Origin of the sequence: Lichenibacterium minor (genome assembly GCF_004137685.1) — a bacterium.
GTDB classification, from domain to species: domain Bacteria; phylum Pseudomonadota; class Alphaproteobacteria; order Rhizobiales; family Beijerinckiaceae; genus Lichenihabitans; species Lichenihabitans minor.
The window spans coordinates 15,573-28,392 of sequence record NZ_QYBB01000036.1 but is presented as its reverse complement, the minus strand read 5'-3'; the positions used below and the strand labels follow the sequence as shown (position 1 = coordinate 28,392).

At 73.1% G+C, this 12,820-nt stretch carries 13 protein-coding genes; 11 read left to right on the top strand and 2 right to left on the bottom strand.

Annotated features, from left to right (window positions below):
- Positions 1 to 37: 37 nt before the first annotated feature.
- The 11 genes from D3273_RS21435 to D3273_RS21385 all read left to right on the top strand — a co-directional run bounded on the left by D3273_RS21435 (position 38) and on the right by D3273_RS21385 (position 10,931).
- Complete coding sequence (locus D3273_RS21435; protein ID WP_129228934.1) at positions 38 to 580, top strand: MarR family winged helix-turn-helix transcriptional regulator; 543 nt, start codon at positions 38 to 40, stop codon at positions 578 to 580.
- Positions 570 to 1,304 (top strand): SDR family NAD(P)-dependent oxidoreductase, encoded by a 735-nt coding sequence (locus D3273_RS21430; protein ID WP_129228933.1) that lies wholly within the window; start codon positions 570 to 572, stop codon positions 1,302 to 1,304. The genes D3273_RS21435 and D3273_RS21430 overlap by 11 nt, the downstream gene beginning before the upstream one ends.
- A 34-nt stretch (positions 1,305 to 1,338) precedes the next feature.
- Positions 1,339 to 2,667, top strand: coding sequence for an NAD(P)/FAD-dependent oxidoreductase (locus tag D3273_RS21425; protein WP_129228932.1), 1,329 nt, complete (start codon positions 1,339 to 1,341; stop codon positions 2,665 to 2,667).
- A 35-nt stretch (positions 2,668 to 2,702) separates the two neighbouring features.
- On the top strand, positions 2,703 to 4,379 hold the full coding sequence (locus tag D3273_RS21420; RefSeq protein WP_165359605.1) for a peptide ABC transporter substrate-binding protein: 1,677 nt from the start codon (positions 2,703 to 2,705) through the stop codon (positions 4,377 to 4,379).
- Positions 4,380 to 4,412: 33 nt separating this feature from the next.
- The gene (locus D3273_RS21415; protein ID WP_129228931.1) at positions 4,413 to 5,363 is read left to right on the top strand and encodes an ABC transporter permease; all 951 of its coding nucleotides are present in this window, start codon (positions 4,413 to 4,415) and stop codon (positions 5,361 to 5,363) included.
- 78 nt (positions 5,364 to 5,441) lie between these two features.
- Positions 5,442 to 6,287, top strand: coding sequence for an ABC transporter permease (locus tag D3273_RS21410; RefSeq protein WP_207210862.1), 846 nt, complete (start codon positions 5,442 to 5,444; stop codon positions 6,285 to 6,287).
- 2 nt (positions 6,288 to 6,289) lie between these two features.
- The gene (locus tag D3273_RS21405) at positions 6,290 to 7,342 is read left to right on the top strand and encodes an ABC transporter ATP-binding protein (protein WP_129228929.1); all 1,053 of its coding nucleotides are present in this window, start codon (positions 6,290 to 6,292) and stop codon (positions 7,340 to 7,342) included.
- Entirely contained in the window at positions 7,339 to 8,361 is a 1,023-nt protein-coding gene (locus D3273_RS21400) for an ABC transporter ATP-binding protein (protein ID WP_129228928.1), read from the top strand. The genes D3273_RS21405 and D3273_RS21400 overlap by 4 nt, the downstream gene beginning before the upstream one ends.
- Before the next feature lie 145 nt (positions 8,362 to 8,506).
- Complete coding sequence (gene panS / locus D3273_RS21395; RefSeq protein ID WP_129228927.1) at positions 8,507 to 9,451, top strand: ketopantoate/pantoate/pantothenate transporter PanS; 945 nt, start codon at positions 8,507 to 8,509, stop codon at positions 9,449 to 9,451.
- A 37-nt stretch (positions 9,452 to 9,488) separates the two neighbouring features.
- Positions 9,489 to 10,100, top strand: a complete 612-nt coding sequence (locus D3273_RS21390; RefSeq protein WP_129228926.1) for a pyridoxamine 5'-phosphate oxidase family protein — start codon at positions 9,489 to 9,491, stop codon at positions 10,098 to 10,100.
- A 99-nt stretch (positions 10,101 to 10,199) separates the two neighbouring features.
- Positions 10,200 to 10,931: an SDR family oxidoreductase gene (locus D3273_RS21385; protein WP_129228925.1), complete on the top strand. Its 732-nt coding sequence runs from the start codon at positions 10,200 to 10,202 to the stop codon at positions 10,929 to 10,931.
- A gap of 9 nt (positions 10,932 to 10,940) precedes the next feature.
- Here D3273_RS21385 and D3273_RS21380 read toward each other — a convergent pair whose 3' ends face one another.
- Entirely contained in the window at positions 10,941 to 11,255 is a 315-nt protein-coding gene (locus D3273_RS21380; protein ID WP_129228924.1) for a DoxX family protein, read from the bottom strand.
- A gap of 57 nt (positions 11,256 to 11,312) precedes the next feature.
- Entirely contained in the window at positions 11,313 to 12,812 is a 1,500-nt protein-coding gene (locus D3273_RS21375) for a glycosyltransferase family 2 protein (RefSeq protein WP_129228923.1), read from the bottom strand.
- Positions 12,813 to 12,820 lie beyond the last annotated feature (8 nt).

Genomic DNA, 12,820 nt, shown 5'->3' with positions numbered 1-12,820 from the left:
AGACGGGAGTTCCGGATCTTGCGAGGATCGAACCGCGATGGGCGCGATGACGGAAAAGGCGGATGCCGTGCCTTCGGCCGCGCGGCGAAGCCGCAAGGTGCCGAAGACGGCGGACACCCTCGACATCGACTTCGACATCTTCGGCACGCTGTTGAGCTTCTACGTCCGCACCGTCAACATCCTGGTCAGCCAGGACCTGGACGCCAGGATGGAGCGGCTCCTGCTCGCGGGCGGGACGGGCAAGATCGCGACGTTGCTGCTGGTCGGCGCCAATCCGGGGATCCGGCCGTCGGTCCTGGCCCATGTCATCCGCAAGGACCGCTCCGCCATGGGCAAGCTGCTGGACGCGATGGGCGGGGCGGAACTCGTCGAGCAGCGTGTGTCGCCCGCGGAACGCCGCGCGCGGGAGCTCTACCTCCTGCCGAAGGGCGAAGCGCTCCGGGCGCGCGTGCGCGACGTGGCGCTGACGCAGGACCGGGACTTCTTTTCCGTGCTGGACGGGGGCGAGCGGGCGCAACTCCTCGGGCTCCTGCGCAAGGTTTACGGTCGGCACCTCGACGGCGTGCCGGATGCCGGCTGATGGCCCGCTCCCCCCGCGCGGTGGCGCCGTGAGCCGCGTCGCGCTCGTGTCGGGCGCCAACCGCGGCATCGGGCGCGCGGTCGCCGAGGCCCTGGCCCGCGACGGATGGCGGCTCAGCCTGGGCGTGCGCGACCCGGACGGCGCGGCGGCGCCGGCCGGATCGGACGCCATCCTCCATCGCTACGACGCGCGGGACGCCGGCGCCGCGGGGCCCTGGGTCGAAGCCACGCTCGGGCGCTTCGGCCGCATCGACGCCGTGGTGGCCAATGCCGGCATCATGATCCCGAAGACCGTGATCGAGGCCGGGGACGACGAATTCGACGACCTCCTCGAGGTCAACGTCAGGGCGCCGCGCCGCCTGGTGAAGGCCGCCTGGGAGGCCCTGAAGCGGGGCGGCCGCGGGCGGGTGTGCATCGTGGCGTCGCTGTCCGGGCTGCGGGTGGCGTCGGCGGGGTCGGGATCCTACGCGACGAGCAAGTTCGCCGCGCTCGGCCTCACCCACGCCATCCGTCAGGCCGGGTGGGAGCACGGCATCCGCGCCACTGCGGTCTGCCCCGGCTTCGTCGCCACCGACATGGCGGCCCCCCTCACGCTCGGGCGCGACCCCGCCGACCTGACGCAGCCCGAGGACGTCGGCCGCACCGTGGCCTTCGTGCTCGACCTGCCCAACACGGCCGCGATCGCCGAAGTGCCGATCAACTGGAACCTGGAGCCGCGGCTGTGAGCCGCCCCTTCCCCGACCGAAAGCAGGACTGACCATGGGACCGCCCGTCGAACCCGTCCGCGCCGACACCGTGCTGCCCGAGGCCGTCGAGGTCGTGGTCGTCGGCGGCGGCATCATCGGCGTCAGCACCGCGCTGGCCCTGGCGAAGCGCGGCGTGTCGGTGGCGCTCTGCGAGAAGGGGCACGTGGCGGGAGAACAGTCGAGCCGCAACTGGGGCTGGGTCCGCAAGGGCCGGCGCGACCCGCGCGAGATCCCGCTCATCGTCGAAAGCCTGCGCATGTGGGAGCGCATGGACGAGACCGTGGACGGGGACACGGGCTTCCTCACCACCGGCATCGCCTGGGGCTGCGACGACGACGACGACGTCGAAAAATACGAGACCTGGCTCGAACACGCGCGCCCCTACCAGATCGACGCCCGCATGATCTCCGGCGCCGAGCTCGACCGCCACGTGCCGGGCGGCTCGAAGCGCTGGAAGGCCGCGATGTACTGCGCGACCGACGGCCGGGCCGAGCCGCAGAAGGCCGCCCCCGCCATCGCCACCGCGGCCCAGCGCGCCGGCGCCGCCATCCTCACCGGTTGCGCGGTGCGCGGTCTCGACCGGGCGGGCGGACGCGTGAGCGCGGTGGTGACGGAGCGCGGGCGCATCCGCTGCAACGCCGTGGTGCTGGCGGGCGGCGCCTGGTCGCGCCGCTTCCTCGCCGACCTCGGCATCACGCTGAAGCAGCTCAAGGTCAGGTCGAGCTGCCTGCGCACGGCGCCGATCGAGGGCGGCCCCGAGGCGGCCTTCTGGTGCTCGAAGGGGGCCTACCGCAAGCGGGCGGACGGCGGCTATTCCATCGCCGACGGGAACGTCAACGTGGTGCCGCTGGTGCCGGACAGCTTCCGCTTCTTCGGCGACTTCCTGCCGGCCTTCAAGGACGACTGGCGCGGGCTGAAGCTGCGCGTGGACGGCCGTTTCCGGCAGGAATGGACGGAAGCGCGCCCGGTCCCGCTGGACCAGGTGTCGCCCTACGAGCGGTGCCGCGTGCTCGACCCCGAGCCCGACCGCGCGTTGAACCGCCGTGCCCTGAAGAACCTGTCCGAGCTGTTCCCCGTCTTCGCCGGCGCGGAGGTCGTGCAGGAATGGGCGGGCATGATCGACGTCACGCCCGACGCCGTGCCGGTGATCTCCACCGTCGACGCCCTGCCGGGCCTCGTCGTGGCGACGGGCTTCTCGGGCCACGGCTTCGGCATCGGCCCCGCCGCCGGGCGCCTCGCCGCCGACCTCGCCACGGGCGCCGCGCCCGTCGTCGACCCGCGCGATTTCCGCCTGTCGCGGTTCAGCGACGGCTCCAACCCGCGCCCCATCGCGGGCGTGTGACGTCCCCTTCCCCCGCCGATCCGGAACACGAAGCCATGAGCCAGGACCACGACGTTTCCCACGCGGCCGGCCCGAACCGCCGCCGCATCCTGCAGTTCGGCGCCGCGGCGGGCGCCTTCGCGGTCGCCGGGCCCGTCGTCGGGTGGATGCCGGCCGCCGGCGCCGCGACCCCGCCCGTCAAGCCCAAGGGGCAGGCGGTCATCGGCCTATCGCAGGAGCCGACGGTGTTCCAGCCCTTGAAGCTGCACATCGAGGTGGACGAGGCGGTCTACATGAACCTCTTCGGCACGCTGTGGCGCTCGAACCCCGACGGCAGCTTCGCGCCCGACCTCGCGGCCGAGATCCCCACCGTGGAGAACGGCGGCGTGTCGGCCGACGGGCTGCACTGGCGCGTGAAGCTCCGCCCGGACGTGAAATGGCACGACGGCACGCCCTTCACGGCCGAGGACGTGAAATACAACCTCGCCCTGCTGGTCGACCCGAAGTTCCTGTCCGGCCGCCGCGCCGGCCACGACCTCGTGCGCGACGTGACCGTGGTGAGCCCGACCGAGATCGCGTGGCGCATGGAGCGGCCCTACGCGCCCTATCCCGCCATCCTGTCCTGGACGTGGCTCGGGCCGAAGCACATCCTGGAGAAGGAGGCCGACGTCAACAAGCCGGCGTTCGCGCAGAACCCCGTCGGCACCGGGCCGTTCCGCTGGAGCGAGCGCGTGCCGGGCGACCACGTCACGCTGAAGGCCTACGAGGGCTACCACGGGCCCGGCCCCTTCCTCGAAACGCTGGTGATCAAATACGTCCCCGACCTGACCGTGCTCTACACGCAGTTCCAGACCGGCGACATCGACTACATCGGCCTGCAGGGGATCACGCCGGACCATTACGACGAGGCCAAGACCTTGAAGGACCGCACCGTGATGCCGGTGCCCAAGGCCACGACCGAGAACCTGGCCCTCAACACCGCGCTGCCGGTGTTCAAGGACCGCGCGGTGCGCGAAGCGCTGTACATGGCGGTCGACAAGGCGAGCATCATCGAGCAGCTCTATTACGGCCTGCCGACCCCGACGGAATCCTACCTGCCCATGCAGTCCTGGGCCTACAACCCCGACCTGCCGAAGCAGAGCTACGACCCGGACGGCGCCAAGGCCCTGCTCGACGCCGCCGGTTGGAAGCCCGGGCCGGACGGCGTGCGGGTCAAGGACGGCGTCCGGCTGGAGTTCACCAATTCCACCACGGCCGGCAACCACCTGCGCGAACAGGCCCAGCAGCTCCTGCAGCAGAACTGGGGGGACATCGGCGCCAGGATGACGATCTCCAACCTGCCGCCCGCGGTGATGTGGGGCGATTATTGGATGCTGTCGAAGTTCGAAAGCGCCATGGTGGGGCTCGACTTCATGGTCGGGCCCGACCCCGACGCCACCGACTACTTTTCCAGCCAGGCCATCGCGGCCAAGGGCGGCGGCGGCCAGAACACGACGCAGTTCGTGAGCCCGGAGGCCGATGCGCTCCTGAAGGAGGGCGCGTCCACGGTCGACCGCGCGGAACGCAAGGCCGCCTACCTCAAGCTCCAGGCCCTGGTCCGGCGCGAGCTGCCCTACCTGCCCCTGTTCCAATACGCCATGGTGCAGGGCGTGAAGACCGGCCTCGAAGGCTACACGCCCAACATCAACACCCAGGAGAACTGCTGGAACGCCAACCAATGGCGCTGGGCGTGACGGCGGGCTGACGGCGGAGCGCGGAGAACCGGCATGGCATCCTTCCTGGCGGGCCGCATGGCCCAGAGCCTCGTCCTGCTCGTGCTGGTGTCGATCATCGGCTTCGCGGTGCTGCACCTGGCGCCCGGCGGCCCGATGGCGCAATTCGCGCTGGTGCCGGGCATGAGCCAGGCGCAGCTCGCCGCCATGAGCCACGCCATGGGCCTCGACCAGCCCTTGCCGGTTCAATACTGGCAATGGTTCGGCCGTCTGCTCGCCGGCGACTGGGGCCGCTCCTACCGCGATTCCGTGCCGGTGCTCGCCGTGATCGCGGCGCGGCTGCCCGCCACCCTCGAGCTGATGGTGGCGGCCGTCGCGCTCGCGGTGGTGACGGGCGTCGCGGTGGGGATCCTCGGCGCCGTGCGCCGCCATTCCGTCTTCGATGCCCTGTCGACCGCCGGCGCCATGGCGGCGCTGTCGATCCCGACCTTCTGGTTCGGCCTCGTCACCATCTACGTGTTCTCGGTCAAGCTCGGGTGGCTGCCGTCCGGCAACCGCTCGACGCCGGGCGACGCGTCGCCGTGGGGCTACGTGCACCACCTGATCGCCCCGGCCTGCGTGCTGGCCCTCGTGGAGGTGGCGGTGTGGAGCCGCTACATGCGCTCCGCCATGCTCGACGTCATCGACCAGGACTTCGTCCGCACCGCCCGGGCCAAGGGCCTGACGGAGCGGCGCGTCATCCTGCACCACGTGGTGCGCAACGCGCTCCTGCCGATGATCACGCTGGCCGGGCTGGAGCTGCCGACGCTGCTCGGGGGCGCCCTCGTGACCGAAACGGTCTTCACCTGGCCCGGCATGGGGCGGTTGTTCCTGGATTCGCTCGGCTACCGCGATTACCCGGTGGTGATGGGGATCCTCATGGTGTCGGCCCTGCTGGTGCTGCTCGGCAGCCTCCTGGCCGACCTCCTCGGCGCCGTCGCCGATCCCCGCATCCGGCTCGGTTGAGGCGACGCCATGACCGACACGCCCCTCGCCCCGGCGCGCCGCTTCGCGGCCTTCCTGCCCGGCCCCCGCCGCGCCGCGATGCGGCGCCCCCGCAGCCGCGCCGTGAGCCGCTTCCTGCGCCACCGCCTCGCCGTCGCGGGGTTCGCCGTCATCCTGCTCATGGTCCTGGCCTGCGCGCTGGGGCCGCTGCTGATCCCCTACGACCAGCTCCACATCGACCTGCGCGCCCGCTTCGCCGGCCCCTTCGCGGGCCCGCACGTGTTCGGCACCGACCAGCTCGGCCGCGACCTGCTGGTGCGCCTGCTGATGGCGGGGCGCATCTCGCTCACCATCGGCTTCGCCGCCATGGCGCTCTCGACTCTCGCCGGCACGACCGTCGGCCTCGTGGCGGGCTACCGCGGCGGGATCGTCGGGGCGGCGCTGATGCGCCTCGTCGACGCCGTGCTGTGCTTCCCGTCGGTGTTCCTGCTCCTCGCCCTGGCGGCTTTCATCAGCCCCAACGTCGTCACCATCACGCTGATCATCGCCGCCACGGGGTGGATGGAGGTGGCCCGGGTGGTGGAAGGGCAGATCCGGGCCCTGAAGACGCGCGACTTCGCCCTCGCGGCCGAGCTGATGGGCGCATCGGCCCGCTACGTCATGGTCAACGAGCTCCTGCGCAACGCCGTCGGCCCCATCATCGTGGCGGCGACGCTGACGGTCGCGCGCGCCATCCTGGCCGAAGCCTACGTGTCGTTCCTCGGCTACGGCATCCAGGCGCCGGTGGCGAGCTGGGGCAACATGCTCAACAACGCCCAGCAGTACCTCGGCTCGGCGCCCTGGCTGGCCATCTTCCCCGGCCTGATGATCACCCTCGCGGTGGGGGGCTTCAACTTCGTCGGCGACGGCCTGCGCGACGCCCTCGACGCCCGCGTGGAGCTGTGACGATGGCGCGCCCCGCCCCCACCGGCCCCGTCCTCGACGTCCGCGGCCTGTCGGTCGGCTTCGCCGACGGGCGGGCGATCGTGCCGGCCGTGCACGACGTCGGCTTCTCCCTCGCGGCGGGCGAAACCCTGGCGCTGGTGGGCGAATCCGGCTCGGGCAAGAGCGTCACCAGCCTCGCCGCGATGCGGCTGCTGCCGCCCGCGCCCCGCACGCGCGTGACCGGCTCGGCGCTGCTGCGCTGCCGCGACGGCGCGGTGCGCGACCTCCTCGCCCTGCCGGACGCCGCGATGCGGCGCCTGCGCGGGGACGAGATCGCCATGATCTTCCAGGAACCGATGACGTCGCTGAACCCCGTGCACCGCATCGGCGACCAGATCGCGGAAGGTCTCCGCTTCCACCGCGGGCTCCACCGGCGCGACGCGCTGAAGCGGGCCGAAGGGCTGATCGAGCGCGTCGGCATCCCGGACGCGGCGCGGCGGCTCCGCGCCTACCCGCACGAGCTGTCGGGCGGGATGCGCCAGCGCGTGATGATCGCCATGGCGCTCGGTTGCGACCCCGCGGTGCTGATCGCCGACGAGCCCACCACGGCGCTCGACGTCACCGTGCAGGCGCAGATCCTCGACCTGCTCAAGGGCTTGCAGCGCGAAACCGGCATGGGCCTCGTGTTCATCACCCACAACCTCGGCGTCGTGGCCGAGATCGCCGACCGCGTCATGGTGATGTACGCCGGCCGCATCGTCGAGCGCGGGGGCGTCGTGCCGGTCATGACGGAGCCGCTGATGCCCTACACGCGCGGGCTCATCGCCTCGGTGCCGCGGCTCGACCTCCGCGGCGGCGACATGGTGTCGATCCCCGGCACGGTGCCGGACCCGCGCGCCCCGCCGCCCGGCTGTGCCTTCGCGCCGCGCTGCTCCCACGCCCTGCCGGACCCCTGCGACGCGGCGATGCCGGCCCTCGACGAGGCCCGGGCCGGGCACCTGGTGCGGTGCCGCCGGTGGGACGCGATCGCGGCCGGCGACGCGCGGGGCGCGCCCGTGCCGGAGGTCGTGTCGTGACGGGGGCCGACGCCGCCCCGCTGGTCCGGGTCGAGAACCTGAAGCAGCATTTCGGCGCCCGCGGCTTCTTCGGGCGCGGCCCGGTCGTGCGGGCCGTCGAGGACGTGTCGCTCGACATCCGCCGCGGCGAAACGCTGGGGCTCGTGGGGGAATCGGGCTCCGGCAAGTCGACGCTCGGCCGCGCCGTGCTGCGCGCCACCGTGCCCACGGCCGGGCGCATCGCCTTCGACGGGGAGGACATCACCGGCTGGAGCGCGGGCCGCCTCCGCGCGCTGCGGCCCCGCATGCAGATGATCTTCCAGGACCCGTTCTCGTCGCTGAACCCGCGCATGACGGTGGGGGACATCGTGGGGGCGCCCTTCGTCATCCAGCGGAAGGGGCTCGGGCCGGCGGAGCGCCGCGCGCGCGTGGTCGAGGCCCTGGCCACGGTGGGCCTGCCCGAACGCGCCGCCGACCGTTACCCGCACGAGTTCTCGGGCGGCCAGCGCCAGCGCATCGGCATCGCCCGCGCCCTGGTGATGGAGCCGGACTTCCTCGTCGCCGACGAGCCGGTCTCGGCGCTCGACGTGTCGATCCAGGCCCAGGTGGTCAACCTGCTGATGGAGGTCCGGCGGCGGCTGTCGCTGACGGTGCTGTTCATCAGCCACGACCTCGCGGTGGTGGGCCACGTCTGCGACCGGGTCGCCGTGATGTATCTCGGCCGCATCGTCGAGATCGCCGACACGCGGACGCTGTTCGCCGACCCGCGTCACCCCTACACGGAAGCGCTGTTCGCCGCGGTGCCGATCCCCGACCCGACGCTGCGCCGCCCGCGCGTGAAGCTCGAAGGAGACCTGCCGAGCCCCCTCGCGGCGCCTTCGGGCTGCGCGTTCCGGGGCCGCTGCCGCCACGCCCTCCCGGCCTGCGCCGAGATCGTGCCGCCGCTGCGCGCCGTCGGGCCCGGCCACGCCGCCGCTTGCATCCGCGACGACCTCGCCCTGGCTTCGCCGCTCGGGTTTCCCGTCCCGGCCGGGCCCTGAGCGCCGGCTGCGGTCCGTTCCGACCGCGGCGGCGTGGCGTCGACGGGCTCGCGGGGGCCGCGCCTTTCGCGCATGCGCCCTTTGACGCCCGCCCCCGAAGCTGGAACAGGTGCCTCCGTCCCGCCCCGTGAGTCGAACCCGTCCCGTGTCCCTCAGCCGCCTGTTCCCCCTCTGGGCCGCCCTCGTGGCGGTCGCCGCCTACGTGCTGCCCGACCTGTTCCGCCCGCTGCTGCCCTGGGTCACGGACCTGCTCACGGTGGTGATGTTCGGCCTCGGCGTGACCCTGACGGTCGCCGACTTCCGCCGGGTCGTCACCCGGCCCGCCCCCGTGGTCGCCGGCGTGGTGGTGCATTACCTCGTCATGCCCTTCGCCGCCTGGGCCATCGCCCACGCGCTGCGCATGCCGCCCGACCTCACCACCGGCATGATCCTGGTCGGCAGCGTGGCGAGCGGCACCGGGTCGACCCTGATGGTGTTCCTCGCCGGGGGCGACGTGGCGCTGTCGATCACGATCGCCGCCCTGTCGACGCTGGTCGGCATCGTGGCGACGCCGCTGCTGGTGCGCTTCTACGTGGACGCTTCCGTGCCGGTCGACGTCGTCGGCCTGCTGCGCAGCATCGTGCAGATCGTCGCCCTGCCGGTCGGCCTGGGGCTGCTGTTGAACCAGGTCGCGCCGCGCGCGGTGAAGCGCATCGAGCCCGCGCTGCCCTTCGTGTCGATCGCCGCCATCCTGCTGATCATCGGCGCGGTCGTGGCGGGCAGCCAGGGCAGCATCGCCGCGGTGGGGCCGCTGGTTCTGCTCGCCGTGGTGCTGCACAACGGCATCGGGCTGCTCGGCGGCTACTGGGGCGGCCGCCTGCTCGGCTTCGACGAGAGCACCTGCCGCACCCTGGCGCTGGAGGTCGGCATGCAGAACTCCGGCCTGGCGGCGGCGCTGGGCAAGCTGTACTTCTCGCCGCTGGCGGCGCTGCCCGGCGCGCTCTTCTCCGTGTGGCACAACCTGTCGGGCTCGCTGCTGGCCGGCTACTGGTCGGGGCGGAACCCGGTCGCGGCGCCGGAGCCCGCCCGTCCCCTGGCCGGGGACGCGTGAGCGGCACGGGCGAAGCGTCGGCGCGAAGGGGGACGGCATGACCATCGCCACGATCGCGGAGCTCGAAGCCCTCTACGGCCCGACGCCGGCCGTGGCGGCGACCGTCAAGGTGACGGACCGCATCACGCCGCATTATCGCCGCCTGATCGCGGCCTCGCCCTTCGTGGCCCTGGCGACGATCGGGCCGGAAGGGATCGACTGCAGCCCGCGCGGCGACGCGCCCGGCTTCGTGCGGGTCGCCGACGAGCGCACCCTGGTGCTGCCCGACCGGCGCGGCAACAATCGCATCGACTCGCTCCGCAACATCGTGCGCGATCCGCGCGCCGCGCTGCTGTTCCTGATCCCCGGCTCCGGCACGACCTTTCGCGTCAACGGTCGCGCCGCCGTGTCGGCCGAGCCCGGCCTGCTCGCGTCCTTCGCGGTCGAGGGGCACCGGCCGCGCACCGCGATCGTGCTCGCCGTCGAGGAGGCCTATTTCCAATGCGCCCGCGCGGTGGTGCGGTCGGGGCTTTGGGATGCCGGGCGCCACGTCGCCCCGCGCGACCTGCCGAGCCCCGGCGAGATCCTGGCGGCGCTGTCCGACGAGGCCGTCGGCGGGCGGGCCTATGACGAGGCCTGGCCCGAGCGCGCGAAGGCGACGCTGTGGTGAGGAGGGCGCCGCGGCGATGCCGTTTCGGGGCTCTGCCCTGAAACCCGCGAAGGGCCGCGGGCCTTTCCAATCCGTTTCATCGAGATCGGGACGTCGACCATGAAGATGCAGGACCTGTCCGGCAGGATCGCGGTGATCACCGGGGCGTCGAGCGGCATCGGCGAGGCGGCGGCACGGCTGCTCGTCGCCGAAGGCGCCCGCGTTGTGCTGGCGGCGCGGCGCCGCGACCGTCTCGACGCGCTGGCGGCGGAACTCGGGGACGCCGCGACCGCCGTGGCCTGCGACGTGGCCGACCCGGCCTCGGTGGCGGCCATGTTCGCGGGCGTCAAGGCGCGCCACGGCGGCGTCGACCTGCTGTTCAACAACGCCGGCCTCGGCGTGAACGCGAAGTTCGAGACCAGCGACCCCGCCGACTGGCGCCGCATGATCGACGCCAACCTGTACGGCGTGCTCCACTGCACCCAGGCCGCGATCCCGCTGATGCGGGGCCGGGCGGGGGCGATGATCTGCTCGGTGTCGAGCGTCGGCGGCCGCTACGGCGTGGAGAACTGGTCCGTCTACAGCGCCACGAAGTTCGCCGTGGTGGGATTCCACGACGCCCTGCGCAAGGAACTCGGGCCGGATCGCATCCGCGTCACCGTCATCGAGCCCGGCGCCGTGTGGACCGAGTTCGGCCCCAACGTCGCCGACGCGCTCGAACGGCGCCGGACCGAACTCGACGCCCTGCGTTCGGAGGACGTCGCCCAGGCGCTGGTCTATGCCTTCGCGCAGCCGCCGAACGTGCTGGTCGAGGAGATCCTCATGCGGCCCGTGCTGCAGGTCGCGCCCTGAGGGGGCCCGTCAGGGCGCGATCGCGGCCGCGAGGGCGGCGAGGAGCACCAGCGCGCGGGGCCCGGCGAGCTTCGGGTCGCCGTGGCGCAACTCGCTCGACAGCACCGCCACCGAGGCCGCCGACACCACGAGCCCGCCCAGGCGCCGGGTGGCCGCCGGCATCATCATGAGGCCGCCGGCCGTTTCCGCCACCGCGACGGCCTTCATCTGGTCGTCCGTCCAGCCGAGGTGGCCAAACATCCGCTCGTAGCCGCGCTGGCCGGCCAGCTTGTCGAACCCCGCCAGCGCCACGGCGGCCCCGAGGGTGGGAAACAGGTATCGCATCGTCGCATCCTCCAGCCCCCTCCAACGCGGCGGGCCGCCGCGCGTTCGGCCCCGCGCTCATTCGCCCTCCGACGCCGCGAGGCCGCCGCGGCTCTGCGCCCCCCAGCTCGACGCCCCGGTGAGGTAGACCACCCAGCCCGCCGCCGCGCCGAGGTGGCGCAGGATCTGGAAGCAGAAGGGCTCGACGAGGCTCGCCAGCACCGCCGACGGCAGGCTCGTGCGGGCCCGCACGCCGAGCCAGCGGCGGAACAGCCACACCGACCAGACGTGGAAGCCGAGGTCGAGCGCGATCTTGGCGCCGATCACCGCCGACACCGAGGCGGCGACGCCGAGCCGCCCGGTGACGAGGTCGCCGATCAGCAGGGCCGCCGCCGTCAGGCCGTAGACGGGCTGCAGCGTGTCGGCCGCCTTCACGGGCAGCATGGCGAGGCCCAGCCGCCCGTAGCGCGGGTTGCCGATCATGTCGCGGTACCAGGTCTGCGTCTGCAGGAAGCCGCCGAACCACCGGCGGCGCTGCCGCAGGAAGGCGCCGAGCGTCGCCGGCGCTTCCGTGCGGGCGCGGGCCGAGCCCAGCACCGCCGTGGTCCAGCCCCGGCCCGTGAGCGTGCCGTGGCGCTTCAGCCGGTGGATCAGCTCGTAATCCTCGACGAGGCAGTCGGCGTCGAAACCCCCGACCTCCACCAGCGCGGCGCGGCGGAAGCCCGCGAAGGCGCCGGAGATCAGCAGCAGGCTGTCCATCCGCGACCACGCGTAGCGGGACAGGAAGTTGCGCAGGTATTCGTAGGTTTGGAACCACTCGAACAGCCGGCCCGACAGCGTGGCGTCGCACACCGGCAGCAGCACGCCCGTGGCCGCCACGAGGCCGGGGTCGGCCGCGAAGGCGTCGCGCATGGCGCCGATCGCGTCGCGGTCGAGCAGCGTGTCGGCGTCCACCGTCAGCACCACTTCCTCGTCGAGCAGCTCCATGGCGCGGTTCAGCGCCGCCGACTTGCCGCCGTGCGGCAGCCGCAGCCACCCGAGCGTGGGGTGGAGGCGGCCCGGCGCGCCGACGGTTCCCGGCTCGGGCTCCGGCAGGGCGAAGCGGCCCGCGAGGAGCCGCACGGTGCGCTCGCCCGAGCCGTCGTCGGCCACGAGGATGCGGTCGGGCGGGTCGGATTGGCCGAGCAGGGCGTCGAGCGTCGCCGCCAGCACGGCGTCCTCGTCGTGCGCCGCCACCACGACGGCGAGGGTGGGGCGGGGCGTGTCCGCGCCCCGCGCCCGCGCGGCACTGGCCGGGCCGCCCACGAGCGGCAGCGTCTTCCAGAACACGAACAGGAGCAGGGCGGTGTCGTAGGCGATGTAGAGCAGGCCCGCCGCCCACGACCACAGCCCGTCGGGCAGGAAGGCGCGCACGAGCAGCGCCAGCCACAGCAGCGTGAGCCCGCCGTGGATCAGCGCGGCCGGCCACGCGATGCCGACGGGCCCGGCGTAGCGGGGCGAGATGCGGCGGCGCGCCGCCTCGAAGGCGCCCGCGGGGGCAGGGGGCGCCGCGGTGCGGGACGCGAGGGCGATGGACATGATGGGGC